This window comes from Yonghaparkia sp. Root332, from assembly GCF_001425665.1.
Lineage (GTDB): Bacteria > Actinomycetota > Actinomycetes > Actinomycetales > Microbacteriaceae > Microcella.
Genome location: NZ_LMCX01000002.1, coordinates 185,159 through 209,775, shown reverse-complemented (window position 1 = coordinate 209,775; position 24,617 = coordinate 185,159). Strand labels below are relative to the sequence as shown.

Below are 24,617 nucleotides of genomic sequence, written 5' to 3'. Positions count from 1 at the left end.
GCGGGCGGATGCTCGGCGCGGGTCACCTCACGAGCCGCGAACCGGCCCCGTCGCTCGCGTCGCCCACCAGATCACCGCTGTGATGAGCACGAGCACGGCGCCTGGGATGAACTGCGCCGGCGACCCCACCGCGACGTCGCGCGTCGCGAGCTGCCCGGCCACGTCGACGTGCAGCGTCGTCGCGAGAGCGAGCTGCGCGGTGTTGTACACGGCGTGCAGCACGATCGCGATCTCGAGTCCACCGGTGCGCCAGGTGATGATCGCGAGGCTCCCGAACAGGATCAGGTACGAGGTGAGGATGTACGGGTCGAGCGAGCCGTGGAGCAGCGAGAACACGACGGTGGTGACGATGATGCCGAGGGCGGCGCCCGATCGCTCTCCTCGGGTCCATCCGCCGAGCACGCGCAGCATGAACCCGCGGAACCCGTACTCCTCCCCCGCCGCCGCGAGCGGAACGAGCAGCATGCTGATGACGAAGTAGGCGATCAGGTCGACCGAGCTCCAAGCCACCTGGGGGCTCGGCAGGAACAGCGGCACGACGCTGACCGAGACGAGCACGAACGGGCCGAAGACCAGCAGCGATCGGCCGAGCAGAGCGAAGCGGAACCGGCCGGTCACGGAGTGCAGCGATGAGGGCCGCACCCCGTAGAGCACGCGCTGCAGCAGCATGCTCACGGGGATGAGCAGCGCCACCGATAGCACCCCAGCGCCGTGGGCCAGTGCTGCGCCGCCCGTGCCGTTCAGCCAGCGCTCATCGACGACATCGGCGAGGTCGAGGAAGAGCTGCCCGAAGAGGATGAGCGAGGCGACCAGCAGCACGATCGCGAGAACGCCGCGGAGGATGCGGCGCCGTTCACCCGCGTAGGCGCGGTGGTAGGCGACTCCGGTGGGCTGCGGCGACCTCGCGGTGGCGGGGTCGGGCAGGAACAGCCAGTTGGTGCGCGTGTCAGTGCTCATGTCGTCCTCTCGTGGGGGTTCGGTCGTGGTCAGGGCAGAGCGATGAGGCTGGGGTCAGCTGGCGAGCTCGTCGATCCAGCCCGCGCGCAGGCGCAGTCCTCGCTCCGCGCCGCCCAGCACGGCACCCAGACCGATGAGCAGGTTGACGGCGAGGGGCAGCTGGATGGGCGAGGTGACGATGCCGACCGAGTCGGCGATGAGCGGGATGCGCGACAGAGCCTCCACGAGCTGCGGAAGCTCGACGCACAACCCGGTCACGACGAGCAGCACCGAGATCACTCCGATCGCTCGACTGAATGCCGGGCGTCGCCGGTGAAGCTCCTCTCGTCGCCCTTCGGCGCTGGCCCGGTGGGGGGCGAGCGGAGTCTCCGAGCCATCGACGGCGACGAAGTGGCATCTCCTGAGCCCGAAGCCGCTGATGGCGACCTCGATGCGGCCGCCGGGCACGTCGAACCGCGCAGGGAGCCCTGAGGAGGCCTGCAGGGCTCCGTCGACGTAGAGCCGGGCACGCACGACGCCGTCGGAGAGGTCGCCACCGCGACGGACGTCGACAGTGAACGCACGAGACGCATCATCGGCGCGACCGTCGACGGGCAGGTCGATGGTTCGCAGGGAGCGGCCGAGGAGCTGCCACCAGCGGAATCGCGGAAGCGGAGAGCCGTCGCCCGGACGAGGGCGACGAAAGGGTCGTAGGAGACGGGCCATGGGCATCCCTTCGAAGTCAACTAGTACAGCGTGCTAGTGGCGCGGTCGATGACACTAGCACACTGTGATAGACATGAGGGAGGAGGTCGGAATGGACACTGCGTCACAGCCGGGAACGCGCGAGCGAATCCTCATCGCCGCGGCGACGATGCTCGGCGAAGACCCGACCGCGCGCTTGAGCGTGCGCGCGGTCGCCGCGCGGGCTCAGGTGAGCACGGGCTCGTTGCGGCACTTCTTCCCCACGCAGCGGGAGCTCATCGACACCGTCATCGCGGCGATTCACGACGTCGAGCTGCCCGACGACCCGATCGAGAACCGCGCCGTCTCGGCCGAGCAGCGACTCGTCGACTGCCTGCGCCTCGTGCTGTCGGTCGTGGGCGTCGGCGAGCCGGCACGGCAGCGCTTCGCCGCGATGCACGAGGCCTACGTCGCCGCACCGGTGAGCGACGATCAGGCGACGACCTTCGCCGCGCTCGAGCGCCTCGACCGCCATCGCCTCGAGCGCTGGCTGCAGGTGCTCGCCGACGAGGGCGCGATGCCGGCGGGCTCGGTCGAGAGCGGCGCCCGGTTCTTGTCGACGGTGCTCACCGGACTCATGACCGAGCGCGCCCTGCCTGCCGACGCCGCCCGACTCGCGGCCGAGACTCAGACCCTGCACCGTGCCGCGCACGCGGTGCTGACCGACGACCCCGCCGAGGAGGCGACCCATGAAGACCCCGCTCCCGCACCCCCCGGCTGACGCGCGACCGCTCCGCGCATCGCGCGCGCGTCGCGGTCGACTGGTCGCCGTGGCCGTCGCGGCGGCGCTCGGGCTTTCCGGCTGCGCTCCCGTCGTCGACGAGTCAGCGCCGTCGGTCTCCCCCTCCCCCTCGACGACGGGGCCGGATGCTCCGCTCGAGTCGAGCGGACGCGTCGCAGCCGAGCTCGCCGCACTCGAGACGGAGTACGGCGCGACGATCGGCGTGCTCGCCCGTGACACCTCGTCGGGAGCATCCATCGCCTTCGGGCAGGATCGCCGGTTCGGGTTCGCGTCGACGATGAAGGCGCCGCTGGCCGGGGTGTTCCTCGATCGCGTCGAGGGCGCGGCTCGCGACGAGGTCGTGCGCTGGAGCGCTGCGCAGGTCGAGGAGGCCGGCTACGCGCCCGTCACCGCCGAACGCATCGACGAGGGGCTCACGCTCGCCGAGCTCGCGGAGGCGGCGGTGCGGCAGAGCGACAACCTCGCCTTCAACCTCGTGCTCGAGCGCCTCGGCGGCCCAGCGGCGCTCGACGCCGCCCTCGCCGAGCTCGGCGACGAGACCACCGAGGTCGTGAACCTCGAGCCCGCGCTCAACACGATCGAGCCGGGCAGCACCGACGACACGACGACCGCCGCCGCACTCGCCGGCACGCTGGAGGCGCTCCTGCTCGGCCCGACGCTCGACGCCGACGACCGCACCCTGCTGCTCGACTGGATGAGCGGCAACGCCACGGGCGACACGCTGATCCGCGCCGGCGCGCCCGAGGGCTGGGTCGTGGCCGACAAGTCGGGCGGTGCGGGCGCGATCCGCAACGACGTGGCGCTCGTGACCCGACCCGACGGCGCTCCGATCGTCATCGCGGTGCTCACCCAGCGCGACGACCCGGAGGCGGAGAGGGACGACTCGCTCGTGGCCCGCGCTGCGGAGATCGCGCTCGACGCGTTCGCCGACGAATGAGCGGCTGGCCCTTTGACGGAGATCGCCGCGGTGCCGTGGCACGGTGGTCTTCCGCCCACTCACCGCTTCCGACCCTCCGCTGCTTCGCGAGGCCACACTCGCGAACATGAACTGGAGCGGGCCGCGCTTCAGCTTCGCGGCGATCGTCGACGGGCCCGAGGCCAGCGTGGGGCGGGCAGTGCTGCTGCCCGCTGACGACCCACTCTACGGCTTCGTTCACGCCGCGACTTCTGAGCTGAGCCTGACGACGTTCGAGCCGTTCCTGGCCGGGGTTCGATCGGCGAGGATCTCGATGAGGTCGAGCTCGGGTATCACGGGGGCCATGGATCGCGAGCCGCCTTTACTTGGACCCCTCATGCCCCTAGTCTTGTTGTAGAACGTTATCCAGCCTACCGCGGCGCGTGGCTCGCGTCGGGCGATCGGGTGACGCCGTTCGACGAAAGGCACGGCCGCGCACGTGAACCCCACCCTCACCAGTCCCCCTCGGCGCGTCACGATCGTCGACGTCGCGCGTCACGCCGGCGTCTCCGTCGCCTCGGCGTCGAAGGTGCTTCGCGACGCCTATGGCGTCAGCGAGGAGATGAAAGAGCGCGTGCGGGCGTCGATGGCGACGCTCAACTACCGGCCGAATGCCGCCGCCCGCGGGCTCCGCGGCAAGACCTTCACGCTCGGCGTATCGGTGCCCGATATCGACAACGAGTTCGTCTCCGCGCTCGTCGAGGGCATCCTCTCGGTGACCGAGCCGACCGAGTACGAGGTGCTCATCGGGCCGGCTGGCAACGCCTCAAGCTCGCAGGCGAAGGTCATCGACGCCATGGTCGATCGACAGATGGATGGACTCATCCTCTTCTCGCCATATGGCTCGGCCGATCGCATCGCCGAGATTGCCGGAAGCACGCCGACGGTCGTCGTCTCCCGCCACGGAGCCTCCCGCGTCTACGACACCGTCGTCGGCGACGACATGCTGGGGGCACGGCTCGCCGTGCAGCACCTTATCGACCAGGGCCACGAGCGCATCGCCTACGTCACCCACAGCGACGGCGATCAGACCGACCCGCACTCTCCGCAGCGCGTGCGCGAGCGCGGCTACCGCGAGGCCATGTCGCTGCTCGGACTTGAAGCGCGCATCGACGTTGTGCCTTCCACGTGGAGCAGGACAGGCGGCACGCAGGCCGCCCGCACTCTGCTCGCGCGCGACGAGTTGCCCACGGCCGTGTTCGCCGGTGCGGATGTCGCGGCGTTCGGCATGATGAACGTCTTCGGCGAGCACGGCACACGACTCCCCGCCGACGTCTCGCTCGTCGGCTACGACAACACCTCGGTCGCGCAGCTGCGACCGGTTTCGCTCACGAGCGTCGATCAGGACGCCTCCTCGCTCGGCGAACACGCCGCGCAGCTCCTGCTTGAGCGCATCGACGGTCGCTCCGAGGCGCGCCACGTCGTCATCACGCCTCGACTCGAGGTGCGCGCGACGACGGGGGAACCGCGCCGCACCGACGGGGCGGCGGACTAGCCGGCCGCCGCCCGTGCGCGCGATCGACAACGCCACCGCGCTCGCTGTCCGGCTGCAGTCGCCGCCGAACCTCCATGCCGGATCGCCGCCGGTCGACAAGGCAATGAGACCATCGGTAGCTGCGCTCACCCCTGAGATCGAGGCGCGCATCACGGTCGCGCTCGCGCGCTGTGGCGCCGAGTTGTCCGCCGACCCCGCGGTCGTCGCGATGCTCGACCTGCTTGCCGACCTCGACCGGCTCGTCGTCGTCGGCGACTCGCTCTCGGCCGATAGGTGCTCGTGGGTCGAGCAGCTGCGCGGGGTGCTTCGCGCACTCGGGCAGGCGCCGAGCATCCGCAATCTCGCTCGGTCAGGGGCGACGACGACGGATGCTCTCGCCCAGCTCCCTGGAGCCGAGGGCGGCCGCCGATCCCCCGCCGTGGTGCTGCTCGGCACCAACGACCTGCGTCGATTCGATCGCGAGGCCCGGCCACGTGTCTCGCTGCCGGAGACCCTGTCGTCGCTCGACCGCATCGTGACCGCGCTCGAGGGCTCCGGACATCACGCAACCCTCGTCGCTCCCCCGCGCGTGGACGGCGAGCGGGCGTCGCACTGGCCCCACTTCGTCGACGCTCGCATCGCCTGGCACCCCGACGACCATGCGGCTCTCGTCGCGGGCATGGTGTCGCTGGCGGCACGGCGCGGGATTGCGATCATCACGCTCACCGAGAGCGACGCGATCGAGCTCTCCGCCGACGGCGTGCACCCGACGGTCGTGGGTCACATGGGGCTGCTCAGAACCCTGCTCGAGCGCCTCGCGGCACGCGCCTGACCCCCGCCCGCACGTATCCGCTCGCCGGTAGCGGCAGGGTGTCCTCCACGGTGAGCTGCCACGCGGCGAGCAGCTCCAGGAGCTCGCGCAACTCGCGCTCGTACTGGGGATCGGCCGCGAGATCGGCAATCTCGCCGGGGTCGGCGTCGAGGTCGTAGAGGACGAACCCGGAGTCCGAGTCAGCGACGAGCTTGAACCGGCCCCGACGGACCATGCGCATGCGTCCTGCCTGGGTGACCGCGTTGAGCTCGTCGAAGCAGGGGGCTCCCGGCGGCTCCTCCCCGACCGGCAAGCCGGGCACGAAGGCGAGCTGCTCAACGTCGGCGGCCGTGAATCGCTCGCCGCCGATGCCCTGCTCCCCGTACGCACTCGTGAGATCGGCGTCGATCGACGGTTGCTGGTCGCGGAACGACGCGAGCAGCGGGGCGCCCTGCACCCCCTCCGGGACGGCGATGCCCAGGTGTTCGCACGCCGTCGGGAAGATGTCTGCGAGGCTCACACACTCGTCGCGCGGCTCGATGGATGGGTCGACGCCCCGGCCCCGCACGACGAACGGCACGCGCATGAGCCAGTCGGGAACCCCGGCACCTTTGCGCATGAGCCCGTACTCGCCGAAGTAGTCGCCGTGGTCGGAGGTGATGATCACGAGCGTGTCGTCGAGCCGACCGCTCGCGTCGAGGTGCCCGATGAGACGGGCGATCTCGTCGTCGATGAAGCGCAGCATCCCGAGGTAGTTCGACCGTGCCCGCGGGATGAGGGCGCTATGCCCCGGCTCCCCTTCCTCCGCAATCCGTCGGAGGTGCCGCCAGGCGAAACCGGCCGTGTCGAGGAACTCAGCCCCGACCCTCGGCTCGGGGATCACCTCAGGCGCGAAGAGGTCGAAGTACGGCTCGGGCACCTGATATGGGTTGTGCGGCTCCGGGAACGAGACTTGCGCGACGAACGGAGTCGCGGGGTCGAGTCCGCCGAACCAGTCGATCGCCGCATTCACGATGCGGTGCGGCGACTGCACCTCGGCACCACCCGGCGCCGGCGACGCTACTGTGCGGTGGTTCAGACCCGTGAGCCACTCATCGAACGCGCGCTCATCGCCGCTTCGGGGGCCCGTGAGCTGCCCCCCCGTGGCTGAACTCGAGATAGTGGTCGACGTCACCCTCGCGCAGATAGGTGTGGTTCTTCCCGATGAGGGCGGTCGCGCACCCGTGTTTACGGGCTGCGGCGAAGAGATCGCTGCCCGCAACGACGGCATCTCGCGCGGCGTTCTGGGTCACGCGGTGCGCGCTCGGGTAGCGGCCGGTCAGCAGGCTCGTGCGGGCCGGCGAGCACGTCGGGGACGTCGTGTAGGCGCGGCGGAACCATCGGCCCTCGCGCGCGAACGCGTCGACGAACGGGGTGATATCGAGCGGGTAGCCCTCTCGTGCGGTGAGGTCGGCCCGCTGCTGGTCGGTGATGATGATGAGCACGCTCTGCGCGGTCATAACGAGCATCCTTCTGCACTGATGGTGGAGCGACGGTCGACGCGCACGAGCGTCCACGAGACGGGCGGGAGTTCGATGCGCACCGACCCGCCTTCGAGCACGGCGGTGTCGTTCGCGGCGGGAACGACCCGGAGCGGGTCGTCTGCCGTGTTGGCGGCCCACGGATCGCGATCAGACAGCGTCGTCGCCTCGAGGAGGGCACCGGCACCCCCGACAAGCGACATCTCGACGCGGTGCGCGGACTCGACCGAGCGATTGACAATGAAGACGGACAGCACGCCGTCCTCATCCAGCACTGCGGCTGCCCGCACGGCGTCGACCGACCCGTGCTGCTGGGTCTCGATCGAGGGACTGGCGACGCGCACGGGGATGCTCTGGCCGCGGCCGAACCGCGATGTCAGGCTGAACGGGTAGAAGGTCGTCCGCCGCCACGCCGGCGCCCCCGCGGGTGCGGCGATCGGCGCGATCACGTTGACGAGTTGCGCGAGCGAGGCACTCTTAACGCGATCGGCGTGACCGAGAAGCGTGATGAGCAGGTCTCCCACGACGACAGCGTCAGCGAGCGTGTAGTCGTCCTCGCTGATCGGCGGATTCACCGGCCAGTCATCACCGGCCGGCAGCGTCCCGGGGACGCGCGACTGGTACCAGACGTTCCACTCGTCGAAGGAGAGCAGGATCGTCTTGGAAGATCCACGCTCGTCGCGCACAGCATCCGCATGCGCCACCACGTCGCGGATGAATGCGTCCATCGCCGAGCCCGAGGCCAGGAAAGACGGAAGATCGCCGTCGATCGGCTCGTAATAGGCGTGGCACGAGAGGTAGTCGACGTCGTCGTGGGCGTGCTGCAGCACGGTACGTTCCCATTTTCCGAAGGTCGGCATATCCGCGCTCGATGAGCCGCAGGCGACCAGCTCGAGCCCGGGGTCGAGCTGTCGCATGGCTTTCGCGGTTCTCGAGGCGATCCGCCCGTACTCGTCCGGCGTCATCTGACCCAGCTGCCAGGGGCCGTCCATCTCGTTGCCGAGGCACCACATCCGCACGCCGTAGGGGTCATCGCGCCCGTGCGCGCGCCGCAGTTCTGACAGCGCCGTGCCGCCGGGATGGTTGGCATACTCGAGCAACTCAAGCGCCGCGTCGATGCCGCGCGTCCCGAGATTCACCGCGAGCATGAGCTCTCCGCCCACGAGCTCGAGCCAGCGCGTGAACTCGTCTAGCCCGAATGTGTTGGGCTCCGCGCTGTGCCAGGCGAGGTTGAGCCGAGCCGGTCGCGAGGGTACCGGGCCGACGCCGTCCTCCCACCGGAATCCAGAGACGAAGTTGCCTCCGGGGTAGCGGATCGTGGTAACTCCGAGCTCGCGGACGAGCTCTATGACGTCGCCACGAAACCCCGCGGCGTCGGCGGTCGGATGCTCGGGGTCCACGATTCCGCCGTAAACCCCACGCCCCATGTGCTCGACGAACCCGCCGAACAGGCGACGATCGACGGTGGCGATGGCGGCATCCGGATCAATCTCAACCCTTACGACCTGCCCGGTCATCCTTTCAGCCCGCCCTCGGTGAGCCCGGAGATGACCTGACGCTGCGCCACCACGTAGACGATGATGAGCGGCAGGCTCGACAGGATCACGTGGGCGAAGACCTCGTTCCAACGGATAATGTTCATCGACGCTGACGCGAAGGTGAACAGGGTGACGGGCAGCGTGGCGCTGTCGGAGCCGCGCAAAAGGAGCTGCGCGAAGAACAGGTCGTTCCATACCGCGATGACGAGCAGAACCGCGCCCACGAACATCACAGGCTTCAGCAGCGGCAGCAGGATCTGGAAGAAGATCCGCAGGCGGGAGGCACCGTCGATCTCGGCCGACTCTTCGAGCTCTCGTGGGATGCCCTTCACGAAACCTGTGGCGAGAAAGATGAAGAGCCCGATCCGGGTGCCGATCATCATCAGCGCGTAGCCCGAGAGTGAGCCGTCTAGGTTGAGGGCGGTGAGGACGAAGATTGTCGGGATGACTGCCGGCGGTAGCAGAATCGACAGCGCACTGACGTAGTAGAGGCTCTGCAGCGTCATCGACGAGCTCCGCGAGTAGACCCACGCCGCCATCGCGCCGAGCAGCAGTACGGCCGCAATCGTAGGGATGGCAATGAGGATGCTATTGCGCAGCCCGGTGAGATAGTTGCCGGCCGTGATCGCAGCCGTGTAATTCTCGATCAGCTGCCACTCGGTAGGCAGTGCGAGCGTCAGATCGGCGGCCTCGCGCTCGGTCTTGAACGAGTTGACGACGAGAAGCCACAGCGGCACCACAAGCCACGGGATCGCGAAGATCGTCAGCAGTGTGTAGCGGAGCGCTGTGGGCCCACGTCGGGAAGCGATACGGGTAGCGGGCCGGGTGCGAGCGATGACGGTCACGAGGCCACCTCACGTCGGCGGAGCCACATCACGAGCGGGACGGCGAGGACGATCACGAGGATCGTCACGAAGAAATTCAGCGCGCTCGCGACCCCGAAGAAGGAGTACCCGAACTGCTGCACGACGGCGAAGTTGAGCGTGGTCGTGCTGTCGCCCGGCCCGCCGCCGGTCATCGACGCCACCACGTCGTACGCGCTCAGCGCGCCGATGAGGGTCGTCACGATGTTGAAGGTGAACGCGGGTGCGAGCAGAGGGAAGCTAATGCTCCAGAACCGACGCCACCGGCCGGCGCCGTCGATGTCGGCGGCTTCGAGCAGCTCTTTCGGGATGCTGTTGAGCCCCGCGATGTAGACGAGAGTCGCGACGCCGCACCACTTCCAGGCGTCGACGAATGCGACCCAGAAGACGGCCCAGTATGGGTCGCCGAGCCAGGCGAAGTCGAAGCCGGGCGCGCCGAGCGCGATCGTCGCGTTGAGCGGACCGTCGGGGCTGACGATGGCACGCCAGATGTATCCGCCGGCGAGCGGAGAGATCAGCACCGGCACGAAAAAGATGGATCGGAAGAACGTCGTCGCGGGGGTCGCATCGCGGAGGGAGAGCGCGAGCGAAAGGCTGACGATGTTCTGCACGAGCATGCAGATGACCGCATACACAACGGTGACGACGGTGCTGGTGACGAGGACGCCGCGGTCGGCGAGCAGCGTGAAGTTGTCGAGACCGATGAACCCGATCTCTTCCGAGTAGCCCGTCCAGGACGAGAACGCGAACGGAAGGTTGAGCACAAAGGGAATGACGAAGAAGACGACGACGAGCGCGACCGAAGGGGCGACGAATGCGGCGCTTCCGAGGGCCTTGCGCCCCCGGATCCATCGATCGTCGTACCGGCGAGGTGAGCCGGTTCGGTCGACGGATGAAGCCACGAGGCCCAGATGGGGCGTCGGGCGGCCGAGGATCGTGCGACGACGAGGCGGCCCCGCGGGGCGTGCGCCGTGCGCACGCCCCGCGTTCTTCCGCTCCCCAGTCGGAATGCCTACCATCCGTCGACTCCGGCAGCCCTCGCCGCCTGCTCGACGGAGACGACGAGCTCGGTGACTCCGTCAACGGCCGTGGTCTGTTCGGCCAAGATCTTCGAGGTCACCTCCTTGAGGGCGACGAAGCCCGGCACGCCGGCATTGACGCCAGGTGAGGCGTTCTCAGCCGCGGCCTGGAAGGCGAGCTGAAGCTCGGAGAATCCGTCGGGCGTCGTGGCGCCTTCGTAGATCGGGAAGAGCGGGCCGGAGTCGACCATGGCCTGGTAACCCTCTCCCGTGGCGAACTCGATGAACATCCGCGCCGCGAGCTCTTTCGCAGCATCGCCAGTCTTCGGCGCGTAGTAGGTGCCGAAAGGGCCATAGTTCGCCGTGGCGGTGGAACTGTCCGCAGAGAGCCCCGTGAAGCCGACCTTGTCGTCGAGACCTTCGCGGTCGCCCTCGTTGTAGCTAACGAGGCTCTCGTAGAAGTTGGAGTGCAGAGCCGTCATGGCTGCGCGGCCGTCGATGACCGCAGCGAGGGAGTCCTCGAAGCTCGTCGTGGTGGCGTTCTCGTTGACGCAGTCGCTCTCAACGAGCTCCTGGTAGAACTCCAGGCCCTCGACCATGACTCCATCCGGGTCGCCGAGATCGACCTCCTTGGCAAGCACCGCCTGGCCGAGCGCGCCGTCGACGTTGGCATCGGCCATGTAAAGCAGCGGGATTAGCTGCGTCGGCCAGACGCTCGCCCCCGATTCGAAGATCGGGGCGATTCCGGAACCGGCGAGCCCTTCACATATGTCGAGCAGGTCGGTCATGGCGGTCGGCGCCTCGAGTCCTGCCTCCTCGAGGACGGCCTTGTTGTAGTAGAAGCCGTACACCTCGGGGAACTGTGTGAGTGCGCCGTAGGTGACGCCGTCGATAGCGACGGTCGATTGCGCGCGGTCGACGAAGTCCATGTCCGAGAGATCCTGCATGTTGACCACCGGGTTGAGCGGCAGCAGCAGCGACGTGATCGCGTGGTAGGTCAAGACGTCGGGTCGGTCGCCGGTCGCCCAGCGAGTCGTCGTGGCTTGCTCGAAACCATCACACGGGATGTCGACGATCTCGAGGGTGATGCCTGTCGCCTCTTCGAAGGCGTCATACATGCCCGTGATGGCCGGCGTCGCGCACGCGCCGTGCCAGAGGGTGAGGGAGTCGGCGGGTTCGACCGACTCGTCGATTGTCTCGGCTGCCGGCGAGGCGCAGGCCGCGAGCAGTGTTGCGGTGGCGACGGCGGCGACCGCCGCCGTCGTGAGTCGTACGTTCACAGTGACGCTCCTTTGAGTCAGCGGGTGATGTAGAGAACGTTATTCGAGAACGTTCTACAGCGCAATAGCGCGGGCGTAACAACGAATTGGTGGCCGCCGGACTGCTGTTGTCAGCGATTGGCCGCGAGCGTTGCGGCGTAAATGCACAGTCGGGCCTGGAAAAGGTCGCTCGGCAGTGTGAAGTCGAGGTCGAGCCGCTCTTCCAGCCGTGCCAGCCGTGAGGCGACACTGCTGTGATGCATGTGCAGCGATTGGCCGGCGGTGCGCAGAGTGCCGAGCGAAAGGTACGCTTCGAGCACCTCGAGGTCGACTGCTCCCGACTCTTGGCCGGCAAGCTCGCGGAGGACGCGCACGCGCGGATCCGACATCCAGCGCTCCGGCTCCACCTGTGCGAGATGAATCATCGGACCCAGGTCGTCGGCGTCGACGATTGACGATCCAGAGGCGCGACGGCGAGCAAACCGGAGCGCCGTCCGCGCTGAGTCCCAACCTGTCGGCGCCTCGAGGGCGGTACCGGGCACCCCGATGCCGAACCGGGCTCGAGCCGATGACGCGAGGCGGCTGCCTGCGATGAGGTCGCGCACCGTTCGCACGAGCGTTTCGGTCTCCCGACCCGGGTTCGGTTGAGCGATGACGGCGCCGACGGGGCCCAGACGAGCTCCGCGCACCTTCATGGTGCTCGCGAGCTGATGGAGGAGCTCTTCGACCGGTGCGTCGACGCCCGCACCGTCGTCATCGAGCGCGACCGCAATGAGCACCGAGGCAGCATCGGGCGAGAGCCCAAGCCTGCGCAGCGCCACGCTGCGCTCGGCAAGCGGCTCGCGGCCCGAGAGGATCAGCTCAAGGGATGTGGGGTCAGAGAGCTCGGTGGGCTGACGAACGGGCCGCTCTCGAGACGCCGTCGTGGCAACGATGGCGAAGCGCTCGAGTACGAGGGCATCGAGGGGGTTCGGGTCGCCGGCGCGCTCGATCCAGGCTCGAATTCCGCCCACCGTCTCCTCCAGCACCGCGTCGGGCGATCGCCCGCTCAAGCGCGCGCCGCTCGAATCGAAGCGCAGCGTCGTTCCGTCCGACAGGGCGAGACCCGCCGGCGCTTCGGCGATCGCCGCCGCGCCACGCACGATCATCTCGGCCGTCGCGGAGCGCATCGCGAGAGCGTCGAAGTACGCGATGACGCGGAGCGCGGCCTCGGTCTCCGAGTCCATGGTGGACAGCTTCAGCAACAGGGCTTTCATGGGCTCGTCGCCCTCTGCGCGGTGAGTGTCATGTCGGCTGCACGTCCTGACCTCCCACGAGCCGTCGGCGCAGCACCGCGATCTCCTCGGCGGCCTCTCGCTGCGACACCTCCGCGTAGTGCAGGGCGGAGGAACCGTGGAACGTGCCGGGGAAGAGGTGCACTTCCAGCCGCACGTCGTCGGCGAGCATCCGACGGGCGAGCTCGAGTCCCTCGTCGCGCAGCGGATCGAACTCCATGAGCGCGAGGTACGTGGGCGGAAGGCCCGCGTAGGTCTCCGCTCGGGCGGGAGCGGCGTAGGGCGGGACGTCGGGTGAGCCGGGTGTGATGTCGCCGAGGTAGTGTTTCCAGCTGATCTGAGCGTCGCGACTGGTGAATCCCGGTGTGTCCCTGTACTTCCGCATGCTCTCGGTCTCGAGCCGGTCGTCGAGCTCCGGGGAGACGAGGAAAAGAAGGCGGATGCTCGGCCCGCCCTCATCACGCGTCCGCAGGGCGAGGGCCACGGCGAGCCCGCCGCCGGCGCTCGTGCCGTGGACGGCGATACTCGAAGGATCCACGCCCAGATCGTCGGCACGCTCGGTTAGCCACTCGAGGGCCACGGCGCAATCGTCCAGGCCCGCCGGGTACGGATGCTCGGGCGCGAGCCGGTACTCGACCGCGGCCACGACGACGTCGAGAGCCGTCGCGAGGTCGCACGCCTGGCCGTGCACCGATTCGACCGAGCCTCCGACGAAAGCTCCACCGTGCAGCAGAAGGACTGCGGGGCGCGCACTGCGACCGGCCGCCACGGGGGTGTAGGTGTGCACGGTGACCGCAGACCCTTCGGTGCCGAGCTCGACAATCTGGTGATCGACGTTGGCCGGGGCGGGGCGGGCTCCGGCGAGAGAGATGCGCCGCCACACCTCGCGAAAGCGGGGAACGTCATCGAGGGTCGCGTCTGCGAGAAGGATCGCGCCAGCCCCGATCTCCTCGTCGAGCGGATACTTCCGCCAGAGCCGGTGTCGATGGCTCGCGTCGGGGGCGGCGGCGCTATCGCGGGAGTCCATGGGAACAGGATGCGCCCGCGAGGGGCGATCGGGGTAGTTCTCGCGTCGGGATATCCGCCGCCAATGCGCGACGCGTGGCGGATGCGGCTCGCACCTTCGCGGGTCATCCTGAAGCAAGCATCGAGGCCGCCCGCTTCGAGCACGATTCCTGGAGGTGCGCAATGACGCGCGTTGACTTGACCACACGACTGGGCCGCGCCCGACGCGCCCTCTCGGGCTCCGCCCTTCTCCTCGCCACGGCGATCGTTCTCACCGCATGCTCGGTCGACGGCGGTCCGACGAACGACCCCGGTGCAGCATCCGGTGTCGGAGACGGCATCGACACCCGACCCAGCACGCCGTTCGAGCCCAGTGACGAGGCCGGCGAGAAGCCGCCGCGCACCGGCGGCCTCGCCGCGGCGATGAACGTCGTCAACGTCGAAGTTTTCGCCGCGACGTCGCGCTCGATGGGCATCGCCGCTGAGGAGGCCGGGCTCGACTTCACCGAGACCGTCGCCGACGGCGACCCTGCCCGTAACGTCGACCAGCTCAACTCGCTGCTCAACAACGAGGTCGGCGCAGCGTTCGTCTGGGACGTGGATGTCGCGGCCCAGCGCCCCGTCGTCCGCGAGCTCATGGATGCTGGTGCCGCCGTCTTCACCCTCTCCAGCGGCCCGTCGACGATGCCGATGGTCGCCAACCAGGAGCAGATCGGCGAGCGCATCGCCCAAGCAGTGAGCGAATATGTCGAGAGCGAGCTCGACGGCGAGGCCAACGTCGTGATCTTCAACCTCGACTCACTGCCGAACATCAAGCCGCGCTTCGACGCGATCCGCACCGTGCTCGGCGAGCTGCCGGGCGTCGACGTGGTCTCCGACGTGCTGTGGGACACCTCCGATCCCGACTCGGGCTTCACCTCGATGAGCACGATCCTGCAGGCGAACCCCGACGTCGACATCGTCGTCGGCCCCGACCCGGTCGTGTTGAGCGCCCTAGCGGCGGTCGAGGCGAGCGGCATCGACCCGAACACGATGGCCTTCTTCGGCTCTGACGGCGAGCCGCAGGCGCTCGAGCTCATCGCCGAGGGTGGCCCGTACAAGGCCACCTACGCGTTCAACTTCGCGATCGTCGGCTACGCGGCCGGCGTATGGGGCGCCGACTGGATCGAGGGGCGCACCATCCCGTCGCTGACGATCATCGAAGCCGTGCAGCTCGACAGCGCCGACGCGATCGAGCAATACAACGCCGATGTCGCCGACCCGGCCACGGCCTTCAAAGAGCGCCTGAGCACGTACCTGCAGCCGCTCGGCGGCATCAGCTACGAGACACGCACCGAGTACTGGGACGAGGACAACCCGCAGTGATCTCCCTCACCTCGCGAGGAACCTTGCTCGCGGCGTGGTGGCGCCCCCGGAATCACATCGGGGGCGCCACCGGGCGTGCCGGGCTCATCGCCCTCGCCGCCGCGCTCGTCGTGCTCTTCTCCGTCATCAACCCGAACTTCACCGGCACGGGCAACCTGTCGACGATCCTCGTCAACGTCTCGGGCACGCTCGTCGCCGCGATCGCGATGGCCCGCCTGCTCATCGCGGGCCAGATCGACCTCTCGATCGGCGGCATGATGGCTCTCGTCGCTGTCTCGGGCGCGTGGGTCATGCGCGCGACCGACAACTTCCTCGTCGGCGCCGTCGCGACGATCGCATTCGGGCTCCTGCTCGGGCTCGTCAACGGACTGCTCGTACGCATCCTGAAGATCTCGCCGATCATCGTGACGCTCGCCCTGCTCGGCGTCTATTCAGGCCTCGCCTTCGTCATTACGCAATCGCGACCGATCTTCGAGTTGCCGAGCGAGATCGAGCTCGTGGGCCGCTTGCGCGTGGCGGGCATCCCGGTCGTCATCCTCGTCGCAGGCGTCGTGTTCCTGCTCGGCGCGATCGCGCTGACACGAACGGTCGGCGGCGTGCGCAGCTACGCCATCGGCGGGGATGCCCGTGCCGCGAGCGCCCTCGGCATCGACGTGCCGCGCCACCTCACGTACCTGTACGTCTACATGGGCGGCTCGGTCGGGCTCGTCGCGCTGCTCACGTTCGGTCGCCTCGGCAGCGCGAGCCCGAACCTCGGCGTCGGGCTAGAGATCGCGGTCATCACCGCCGTGATTCTTGGCGGCGTCGGGTTCGCCGGCGGCACCGGCCGCCCGCTCGGGGTGTTCTTCGGCGTCATCACGATCGGGATCCTCAACGCCGGCCTCATCTTCGTCGGCATCAGCGACTACTGGCAGACCGTCATCGGAGGTGCCGTGCTGCTGCTCGCCCTCGGCGCCGATCAACTCAACGAGCTGCGTCGCGCGCGCTCACGCCGCGCTGGCCAGGAACGCGTAGACGGCGCGCGCGACGAGGGGCTCGTCGATCCGGAGGCGCTCGTCGCCCACGTCGAGCCCGGCGAGGTGGCCCTGTCGGCGCAGAACTTGCGTAAGTCGTACGGCGCCGTCACCGCGGTCTCCGACGTGTCGCTTCAGCTGCGCGCTGGCCAGGTCACGTGCCTGCTCGGCGACAACGGCGCCGGCAAGAGCACGGTCATCAAGATGCTCTCGGGCCTCGTCTCCCCTGACGGCGGGTCGATCGAGCTCGCCGGCAGCCAGTCAACCGACGGCCTCGACTCGCTCGAGCTGCGCGAGCGCGGCGTCGAGACGGTCTACCAGGATCTCGCGGTCGCGCCCAACCTCGGCGCCGCCTACAACCTTGCCCTCGGCCGCGAGCCGCGCAAGTTCGGCCGCGGAAGCCTGGCGTTCTTCGACCGTCAGACGGCGATCGCCGACGCGTCGACACGGCTGAGCTCGCTCGGCATCGTGCTCGACGACTACCTCGCGCCGGTCGCGTCGCTCTCAGGCGGTCAGCGGCAGTGCGTGGCAATCGCGCGCTCGGATGTGGCGGACGTCAAAGTGGTCATCCTCGACGAGCCAACGGCGGCGCTCGGCGTACGGCAGCGCTCGCTTGTGCTTCGGCTGGCGCGTACGCTCGCCGACCGCGGCGCTGCAGTGCTCATGATCACGCACGACGTCGAGTCGGTGGGCCTCATCGCCGACCGCGTCGTCGTGCTGAACCTGGGCCGCGTCTCGTTCGACGACGACGCCGGCTCGGTGAGCACGCGCGACCTGATCCATCTCATGGCCGGTCTCGAGATCGAGCGCCCTCGCGAGGCGGTGATCGATGACGGGCGCTAGCGAGACGACGGCGGCGGATGCTCAGCTCGAGCTCCTCCGACCCGAGCTCGCCGCGCACCTCGAGGCGATTCCCGACTACCGCCCGGGTGACGTCGACCTGATCAGAGCGACCATGGAGGCAGCGATCGGCGTTGGGCTCCCCGCGCCATCCGAGGTCGTGACAGTCGACGCGGGCGGCGGTCGCGGGGTCGAGCTGCGCATCCACCGACCCTCGGGGGTACGGTCGGGCGGCGCGCTGCTGCATGTGCACGGCGGCGGCTTCGTCATGGGGTCGGCGGCGCTGTATGACGGGGTGTGCCGCGAGCTCGCGGAGGCGACGGCGTGCACGGTCGTCGCGGTCGACTATCGGCTCGCGCCGGAGCATCCGTACCCGGCGGGGCTCGATGACTGCGCGCTCGCGTGGTCGTGGCTCGCGGCGCATGCGGAGTCACTTGGTGTCGATGCGTCGCGGCTCGCGCTCTATGGCGAGAGCGCGGGCGCCGCGCTTGCGATGGGCGTCGCGCACCGGTTGCGTTCGTCGGATGACCAGCCCGCGGCGGCGATCGTGCTGCAGGAGCCCGTTGTCGACGACCGACTCTCGAGCGCGTCGTCGCAGCGCTTCACGCGCACGCCGATCTGGAACCGCGCGCTCGCGGAGTGGAGCTGGGACTTGTACCTGGGCAGCGCGCGATCCTCTCCGCCGCGGGAAGCGGCACCAGCTCGGCTTGCGGACTTCGTTGGCTTCCCACCGACATTCATTTCAACGCGTGACCTTGACCCGCTGCGCGACGAAGGGCTTGCACTCGCGCGACGGCTCATCGATGAAGGCGTCGCTGTCGAGCTCCGGCACTATGCCGGCACGCTGCACGGCACACTCGGGATCATCGGGCCCCGCGTACGCGAGCGGATACTACGCGACGCAGTGGAGTTCGTAATCGAGCGGCTTAGTACGAACTAGCGGCGCACCGCATGCTCGACACGTCGCGAAACTCAGCGGGTGTGGCGTTGGTAGGCCGACATGTAGGCGGCGCGCACGTGAGGCTGCGGCGGATGCTCGACTGAGGCGTGCACGGTGAGCGGCCACTCGGGCAGCGCGCCGGCGAGCATTCCGGCCGCCTGCCGCGCGGCGCCGCGGGCCACGTACTCTCCCGGGTCGGGCACGTCGACCGGCAGGCCGAGCACCTCGGAGGCGATCGCCGGCACCGCCGCGGAGCGCGCGGCGCCGCCGACGAGCAGCAGGCGCCGAGGCTCGAGGCCGTGGCGCACGATCGCATCGAGTCCGTCGGCGAGCCCGCAGAGCATCCCCTCGATCGCCGCGCGGGCGAGGTTCTCGCGCGTCGTCGAGGCCAGCGTGAGGCCGCTGAGGCTCGCGGTCGCATCGGGCAGGTTCGGGGTGCGCTCGCCCTCGAAGTAGGGCAGCAGCACGACGCCATCGGCGCCGGGCGACGCGGCGAGGGCGAGCTCGGCGAGGCCGTCGTGATCGACGCCGAGCAGGCGTGCGACCGCATCGAGCACACGGGCCGCGTTGAGCGTCGCGACGAGGGGCAAGAAGGCGCCGTCGGCGGAGGCGAAGCCCGCGACGGTGCCGCTCGCGTCGAGCACGGGCTCGGAAGCCACCGCGAAGACCGTGCCGCTCGTGCCGATCGAGATGACGACGTCGCCCGCGCTCGCGCCGAGTCCGAGGGCGGCGGCGGCGTTGTCGCCCGCGCCCGATCCGATCGGGATGCCGAGCGGGATACCGCGCGCACCTGTGACGCCAGCGCGTTCGAGCGGCCCGAGCACCCGAGGAAGTCGAACCCGACGGCCCAGCGCGCGCTCGAGCAGCTCGAGGTCGTAATGCCCCGTCGAGGGCGACCAATACGCTGTGCCGCTCGCATCCGAGCGATCGGTCGTGAGCTCGGCCAGCTTCGGCCCGTGCGTGCTCTCGCCCGCCGGTCCGAATCCGCGCAGTCGCCAGGTGAGCCAGTCGTGCGGCAGGCACACTGCGGCGACGCGACCAGCGCTGTCGGGCTCGTGGTCGCGCAGCCAGCGCAGCTTCGTGGCCGTGAACGAGGCCACGGGCACCGAGCCGGCGCGGCGGGCGTACTCCTCGGCGCCGACCTCGTCGATCAGGGCCGCGGCGGCCGCGGCCGAGCGGGTGTCGTTCCACAGGAGGGCGTCGCGGACGACCCGGCCGTCGGCGTCGAGGGCGACCATGCCGTGCTGCTGGCCCGCGACCGCGATGGCGGCGACGTCGTCGAGACCGCCGGCGTCCGCGATCGCGGCGAAGAGGGCATCCCACCATGCCGTCGGGTCGACGGAGGTGCCGTCGGGGTGCGGCGCGCGGCCCTCGCGCACGATGGCTCCGGTCTCGGCGTCGACGACGACGACCTTGCAGCTCTGGGTCGACGAGTCGACGCCGGCAACGAGGGTCATGGTGGCTCCTGGGAAGGGTCGGTCGAGGCGCGCGGCGAAACGGCGTCGCGCGCCCCGACCTGTCTGGGGGCGGGTGGGGCTAGCGGGCGCCCATGAGGTGCTCGGTCGCGAGCTGCTGCAGACGCACGAAGCCGAAGCCCTTGCCATTGAAGTACGCGCCGGAATCGAACTGCTCGAAGGCGGTCGTGTCATCGAGCAGGTCGCGGATGCTCTCGCCCTCGCCGAGCGTCGGCTGCGACAGCTCGGCGACGCGGGCCGCCGCGAGGGCCTCTTGCACCTCCGGGTCGGCGCGGAACGCCGCCGCGCGCTCTTTCAGCAGGAGGTAGGTGCGCATGTTGGCCCTCGCGCTCTCCCACACGCCGATCTCGTCCTCGGTGCGGCTGGGCTTGTAGTCGAAGTGGCGCGGGCCGTCGTAGGCGCTGCCGCCATTCGGGCCGCCGTTCTCGAGCAGGTCGACGAGCGAGAAAGCGTTGTGGAGGTCGCCATGGCCGAAGACGAGATCCTGGTCGTACTTGATGCCGCGCTGGCCGTTGAGGTCGATGTGGAAGAGCTTGCCCGCCTCGAGCGCCTGCGCGATGCCGGCGGTGAAGTTGAGGCCCGCCATCTGCTCGTGCCCGACCTCGGGGTTGAGACCGACGAGCTCGGGGTGCTCGAGCGTCTCGATGAACGCCATCGCGTGGCCGAGGGTCGGCAGCAGGATGTCGCCGCGCGGCTCGTTGGGCTTCGGCTCGATCGCGAAGCGGATGCCGTAGCCCTGCTCGGTGACGTACTGCGTCAGCAGGTTGACGGCCTCGCGGTAGCGCTCGATCGCGGCGCCGACGTTCTTGGCCGAGTCGTACTCGGCGCCCTCGCGCCCGCCCCACATGACGAAGGTGTGTGCGCCGAGCTCGGCGGCGAGGTCGAGGTTGCGCAGCACCTTGCGCAGCGCGAATCGGCGCACGGCGCGGTCGTTGGAGGTGAAGCCGCCGTCCTTGAACACCGGCGCGCTGAAGAGGTTCGTCGTGATCATCGGAACCTTCAGGCCCGTCGCCTGCGTCGCGGCGATGAGGCGGTCGATCTGCGCGCGGCGTTCGGCGTCGCTCGAGCCGAAGGCGAAGAGGTCGTCGTCGTGGAGGGTCAGGCCGTAGGCGCCGAGCTCGGTGAGCTTCTCGACGACGTGGACGACGTCGAGGGGGGCGCGAGTGGGGCCGCCGAACGGATCGGCACCGTTGTACCCGACGGTCCATAGGCCGAAGGTGAACTTGTCGGCGGGGGTGGGCGTCGTTGCCATGGGGTGTCTCCTCGAGGCGCGCGGCGATGTGCGCGTTATTTGTTGGTGAGCACAACGTATCATGGGCGCTGCGGACCCGCCAGACTGGACGCATGGCGACGAGAGGGCCGACGACGATGGACGCAGGAGCGGTGCGTCGCCGAAATCTCTCCGCGGTGCTCGAGCTCGTGCACCTGCGCCGCGGCGTCACGCGCGCCGACCTCACGCGGGCCCTCGGCCTCAACCGCTCGACCATCGGCGATCTCGTCGCGGTGCTCGCCGAGCACGGCTGGGTCGATGAGCGCGACGACGCACCACGCGCGGGCGTCGGCCGGCCGAGCCCCCGGGTCGTGCCCAGGGATGCCCGGCTCGTTGCCGCGATCAACCCCGAGGTCGACGTGATCGACGTCGCGCTCGTGTCGCTCGGCGGCGCCATCGTCGCCCGGCGACGGGTGCCGCTGTCGGAGACCCCCACCGTCGCCGCGACCGTCGAGATCTCCGCCCGCACGATCGCCGAGCTCGCCGCCGAACACCCCGAGAGCACAGTGGTCGCCGCGGGCGTAGCCGTGCCGGGCCTCGTGCGGACCGAGGACGGCCTCGTGCGGCTCGCGCCGCGATTGGGATGGCGGGAGGAGCCGCTCGCCGCTCCGCTCGCGGCAGCCCTGGGCATCCCCGTCGCCGCCGCGAACGACGCGCACCTCGGCAGCCGCGCCGAGCAGTCGTTCGGGGCCGGGCAGGGCGCCCGGACGATGCTCTACCTCAACGGCGGCCCGAGCGGCATCGGCGGCGGACTCGTCGTCGACGGGCAGCCCATGGACGGCGTCGCCGGCTACGCCGGCGAGCTCGGGCACGCGAGCGTCGACCCGAACGGGCCGCTCTGCGCGTGCGGCGCTGTCGGGTGCCTCGAGGCGCTCGTGCCGCGCTCGGCGCTCGCGGCGGCCGTCAGGCTCGAGCACCCCGACGACGATGCGCTCGAGAGCGCGCTGCTCACGGCGATCGTCGCGGAGGAGGCCGGAGGACCCGTCCACGAGGAGGTCGCGCGGCAGCTGCGATGGCTCGCGATCGCCCTCCGCGGCGCCGTCAACCTACTGAACCCCGAGCGGGTCGTGCTCGGCGGCCATCTCGCGGCGCTGTGGCGCGCGGCCGACCGCGACCAGCGGGCATCCCTCCTCGGTCAGGCGCTACCGGTCAACGCAGCCGACGCGACGATCGAGGTCGCGGCGCTCGGCGGGCAGCGGCTGCTCATCGGAGCCGCCGAGCTCGCGTGGGACGGCTTGCTCGCCGACCCGCTCTCGGCGGGTGACGCGACCGCGAGCACGATCAACCCAACTCGAGGTTCGTAGTCCAAGCGCGGGCCGAGTGCGATGCGTTCGGAGACTGCCCTCGGCGCGAAAGTGCCTACGCGGGCGCGCGACGCCCACGCAGACCCCCCGAACGGGGCTCACGCGCGACCGCCCGAACCCACCGCCCGTCCCTCAGACTGGAGGTCTACTCAGCAAGGAGGCTCATGAGCGAGGCGGGACGGTCTGCGAGCACAGAAGCTCGCCGTCTTGTCGCCATCGCCGACGAGCACCAGCGTCTCGCCGCCATCGCACGCGACGAGGCGCAGCGGTGGATGGTAGCGAACCGCACCGAGCGCCAGGTCGCCGGCACCCTCGCGCCGCTGACCGCCCAGGGCTACACCTTCCTCCACGACCGCGGCTGGCCCGGAGCCCGCCGCGGCAGTCGCGCCCAGATCGACCACGTGCTCGTCGGGCCCGGCGGCGTCTTCGTCGTCGACACCAAGGGCTGGAAAGACGTCACGATCGCCCCGGGCCGCATCTTCCGCGGCCAGGCTGACGTCACCGACGAGCTCGGCGGCCTCGCCGACGTCGGCTACAGCACCGAAGCCGCCCTCGCCGAGCTCGGCCTCGCGCCGGGCGAGGTGCACGTGCTCGTCGTTCTCGCCGGGTCGTCGATGCCGCCCACTCCCCTGCAGGGGCTCGGCGGCCTCATGGTGGTCGGCGAGCGAGCCGCGGCGAAGCACATCGCCGGCTTCGGGCGCCGGCTCACCGATCACCAGCAGAACGCCGTGCTGAGCCTGGTGCTCGACCACTTCCCGCTCGTGGGCGAGGCTCCGCTCGAACTCGACGTGAGCATCCCTGACCCGATCGTCACCGAGGCCGAGCCGCTGCTGACGCTCGACGAGATCGCCGACACCTTCCTGGCTGGGATGCTCGCCGCCCCCATCGAGGAGTGGATGGCCTTCCTGCACCCCGACCAGGCGAAGCTCGTGCGGCGCAGCTTCAGCGGCCCCTCGCGCATCCGCGGCCCGGCAGGATGCGGCAAGACGGTCGTCGGGCTGCATCGTGCGGCGTACCTGGCTCGGGCATCCACCGGTCGCGTCATCGTCACCACCTACGTGCGCACGCTGCCCGACGTGCTCGCCACGCTCATGACGCGGCTCGCGCCGGAGGTGGCCGACCGGGTGGAGTTCACCGGCATCCACCAGTTCGCGCTGCGAGTGCTGCTCGAGCGCGGGCATCGCGTGGTCGTGAAGCTGCCCGAGGCGAATCAGGCCTTCACGCGTGCGTGGGCGCAGGTCGGCGCGCGCGGCCCGCTCGCCGCGCTCGACCGCAACACGAAGTACTGGCACGACGAGCTGCTGCACGTCATCAAGGGCCGCGGCCTGACGACCTTCGAGCAGTACGCCGACCTCGCCCGCGCCGGCCGCCGCCGACGGCTGAGCGTCGACCAGCGCCGCGAGGTGTGGCGGCTCTACCTGCAGTACCAGCAGAACCTCCGCGACGCGGGCGTCATGGATTTCGAGGACGTCATCCTGCGCGCCGAGGCGTCGCTGCGCGAGCGGCCGCTCGAGGGAGTCAGCGCGGTCGTCATCGACGAGGCGCAAGACCTCTCGTGCGCCATGATCCGAATGCTCTACGCCCTCGTCGGCGACCGCCCCGACGGCCTCACACTCATCGGCGACAGCCAGCAGACCATCTACCCCGGCGGCTACACGCTCAGCGAGGCCGGCCTGACGGTCACCGGACGCGGCGTCGTGCTCTCGACGAACTACCGCAACACCCGCGAGATCGCGGCGTTCGCGGCGACGGTCGTCGAAGGCGACGAGTTCGTCGACATCGAGGGCGGCGCGCTGCGAGGGGATGCGGCGGTCGCCATTCCGAGGACGGGCCCCGCCCCGCAGTCGGCGGTCTTCACCTCCGCGACCGAGCACGACGCGGCGCTCGTGTCGCACGTGCGGTCGCTCGTCATCTCGGGCGTCTCGGCCGGAGACATCGGCGTGCTCTGCTCGACGAACCGCGACGCTGAGGCGTGCGCTGGCGCGCTGCGCCGGGCCGGGCTCGAGACGGTCATGCTGACCGACTACTCAGGCGCGGTGACCGACCACGTGAAGGTCGGCACGATCAAGCGCGCCAAGGGGCTCGAGTTCAAGCAGGTGCTCGTAGCGCGCGTGCGCGACGCGCTGCTCGTAGCCACGGCACCTTCGGGCGACGGCGCGCGCGAACGCTGGGATATCGAGCGGCGCGAGCTCTATGTCGGGATGACTCGAGCTCGAGATGGGCTCTGGGTAAGCGCCATACGCGCCCACTTCACGCCGACAAGCAGCTAA

General features: G+C 69.8%; 21 protein-coding genes. 9 read left to right on the top strand and 12 right to left on the bottom strand.

Features of this window, described 5'->3' with window-relative positions; all coding sequences use genetic code 11:
• Positions 1-27 precede the first annotated feature (27 nt).
• Together ASC54_RS08720 and ASC54_RS08715 are read right to left on the bottom strand one after the other, a co-directional pair.
• Positions 28-957: a CPBP family intramembrane glutamic endopeptidase gene (locus tag ASC54_RS08720; RefSeq protein ID WP_055898413.1), complete on the bottom strand. Its 930-nt coding sequence runs from the start codon at positions 955-957 to the stop codon at positions 28-30.
• A gap of 54 nt (positions 958-1,011) precedes the next feature.
• Positions 1,012-1,662 carry a hypothetical protein gene (locus ASC54_RS08715; RefSeq protein ID WP_200932304.1) on the bottom strand — a complete coding sequence of 217 codons (651 nt, stop codon included), beginning with the start codon at positions 1,660-1,662 and terminating at the stop codon, positions 1,012-1,014.
• A 91-nt stretch (positions 1,663-1,753) separates the two neighbouring features.
• On the opposite strand from ASC54_RS08715, the gene ASC54_RS08710 reads away from it, so the two are divergent.
• The 4 genes from ASC54_RS08710 (at position 1,754) to ASC54_RS08690 (ending at position 5,683) form a co-directional block, all read left to right on the top strand.
• Positions 1,754-2,401 (top strand): TetR/AcrR family transcriptional regulator, encoded by a 648-nt coding sequence (locus ASC54_RS08710; RefSeq protein ID WP_055898409.1) that lies wholly within the window; start codon positions 1,754-1,756, stop codon positions 2,399-2,401.
• Complete coding sequence (bla, locus tag ASC54_RS08705) at positions 2,370-3,359, top strand: class A beta-lactamase (RefSeq protein WP_082515001.1); 990 nt, start codon at positions 2,370-2,372, stop codon at positions 3,357-3,359. The genes ASC54_RS08710 and bla overlap by 32 nt, the downstream gene beginning before the upstream one ends.
• A 457-nt stretch (positions 3,360-3,816) precedes the next feature.
• A complete protein-coding gene (locus ASC54_RS08695) occupies positions 3,817-4,872 on the top strand; it encodes a LacI family DNA-binding transcriptional regulator (RefSeq protein ID WP_055898403.1) in 1,056 nt (351 codons plus the stop codon).
• Between the two features lie 13 nt (positions 4,873-4,885).
• On the top strand, positions 4,886-5,683 hold the full coding sequence (locus ASC54_RS08690; RefSeq protein WP_055898400.1) for an SGNH/GDSL hydrolase family protein: 798 nt from the start codon (positions 4,886-4,888) through the stop codon (positions 5,681-5,683).
• Here the strand turns inward: ASC54_RS08690 and ASC54_RS08685 are convergent.
• The 8 genes from ASC54_RS08685 to ASC54_RS08650 all read right to left on the bottom strand — a co-directional run bounded on the left by ASC54_RS08685 (position 5,646) and on the right by ASC54_RS08650 (position 14,162).
• Positions 5,646-6,836: a sulfatase gene (locus ASC54_RS08685; RefSeq protein WP_162242505.1), complete on the bottom strand. Its 1,191-nt coding sequence runs from the start codon at positions 6,834-6,836 to the stop codon at positions 5,646-5,648. The two genes, ASC54_RS08690 and ASC54_RS08685, sit on opposite strands and share 38 nt — an antisense overlap.
• Positions 6,769-7,161: a sulfatase-like hydrolase/transferase gene (locus tag ASC54_RS13230; protein WP_055898394.1), complete on the bottom strand. Its 393-nt coding sequence runs from the start codon at positions 7,159-7,161 to the stop codon at positions 6,769-6,771. Before ASC54_RS13230 ends, ASC54_RS08685 begins: the two co-directional genes overlap by 68 nt.
• A complete protein-coding gene (locus tag ASC54_RS08675) occupies positions 7,158-8,699 on the bottom strand; it encodes an alpha-N-arabinofuranosidase (RefSeq protein WP_055898391.1) in 1,542 nt (513 codons plus the stop codon). Before ASC54_RS08675 ends, ASC54_RS13230 begins: the two co-directional genes overlap by 4 nt.
• A complete protein-coding gene (locus tag ASC54_RS08670; protein ID WP_082514999.1) occupies positions 8,696-9,565 on the bottom strand; it encodes a carbohydrate ABC transporter permease in 870 nt (289 codons plus the stop codon). Before ASC54_RS08670 ends, ASC54_RS08675 begins: the two co-directional genes overlap by 4 nt.
• A complete protein-coding gene (locus tag ASC54_RS08665) occupies positions 9,562-10,485 on the bottom strand; it encodes a carbohydrate ABC transporter permease (RefSeq protein WP_200932303.1) in 924 nt (307 codons plus the stop codon). Before ASC54_RS08665 ends, ASC54_RS08670 begins: the two co-directional genes overlap by 4 nt.
• A 110-nt stretch (positions 10,486-10,595) precedes the next feature.
• Positions 10,596-11,882, bottom strand: coding sequence for an ABC transporter substrate-binding protein (locus ASC54_RS08660; protein ID WP_055859944.1), 1,287 nt, complete (start codon positions 11,880-11,882; stop codon positions 10,596-10,598).
• A 110-nt stretch (positions 11,883-11,992) separates the two neighbouring features.
• On the bottom strand, positions 11,993-13,117 hold the full coding sequence (locus ASC54_RS08655) for a helix-turn-helix domain-containing protein (protein ID WP_055898388.1): 1,125 nt from the start codon (positions 13,115-13,117) through the stop codon (positions 11,993-11,995).
• Positions 13,118-13,145: 28 nt separating this feature from the next.
• A complete protein-coding gene (locus ASC54_RS08650; RefSeq protein WP_082514997.1) occupies positions 13,146-14,162 on the bottom strand; it encodes an alpha/beta hydrolase in 1,017 nt (338 codons plus the stop codon).
• Between the two features lie 176 nt (positions 14,163-14,338).
• On the opposite strand from ASC54_RS08650, the gene ASC54_RS08645 reads away from it, so the two are divergent.
• Genes ASC54_RS08645 through ASC54_RS08635 form a run of 3 tightly spaced genes read left to right on the top strand, consistent with a single transcriptional unit; the run spans position 14,339 to position 18,298 of the window.
• Positions 14,339-15,505, top strand: a complete 1,167-nt coding sequence (locus ASC54_RS08645) for a sugar ABC transporter substrate-binding protein (RefSeq protein WP_162242504.1) — start codon at positions 14,339-14,341, stop codon at positions 15,503-15,505.
• On the top strand, positions 15,502-17,361 hold the full coding sequence (locus tag ASC54_RS08640; RefSeq protein WP_055898382.1) for an ATP-binding cassette domain-containing protein: 1,860 nt from the start codon (positions 15,502-15,504) through the stop codon (positions 17,359-17,361). Before ASC54_RS08645 ends, ASC54_RS08640 begins: the two co-directional genes overlap by 4 nt.
• Entirely contained in the window at positions 17,348-18,298 is a 951-nt protein-coding gene (locus ASC54_RS08635) for an alpha/beta hydrolase (protein ID WP_055859932.1), read from the top strand. The genes ASC54_RS08640 and ASC54_RS08635 overlap by 14 nt, the downstream gene beginning before the upstream one ends.
• Before the next feature lie 32 nt (positions 18,299-18,330).
• On the opposite strand, the gene xylB is transcribed toward ASC54_RS08635, so the two are convergent.
• Both xylB and xylA read right to left on the bottom strand, forming a co-directional pair.
• On the bottom strand, positions 18,331-19,755 hold the full coding sequence (gene xylB / locus ASC54_RS08630; protein ID WP_055898380.1) for a xylulokinase: 1,425 nt from the start codon (positions 19,753-19,755) through the stop codon (positions 18,331-18,333).
• A gap of 79 nt (positions 19,756-19,834) precedes the next feature.
• Complete coding sequence (gene xylA / locus ASC54_RS08625) at positions 19,835-21,025, bottom strand: xylose isomerase (protein WP_055898377.1); 1,191 nt, start codon at positions 21,023-21,025, stop codon at positions 19,835-19,837.
• Positions 21,026-21,117: 92 nt separating this feature from the next.
• Here xylA and ASC54_RS08620 point away from each other — a divergent pair, with 92 nt between their 5' ends.
• Together ASC54_RS08620 and ASC54_RS08615 are read left to right on the top strand one after the other, a co-directional pair.
• A complete protein-coding gene (locus ASC54_RS08620; protein WP_055898374.1) occupies positions 21,118-22,347 on the top strand; it encodes an ROK family transcriptional regulator in 1,230 nt (409 codons plus the stop codon).
• Between the two features lie 164 nt (positions 22,348-22,511).
• Positions 22,512-24,617 (top strand): nuclease-related domain-containing DEAD/DEAH box helicase, encoded by a 2,106-nt coding sequence (locus ASC54_RS08615; protein ID WP_055898371.1) that lies wholly within the window; start codon positions 22,512-22,514, stop codon positions 24,615-24,617.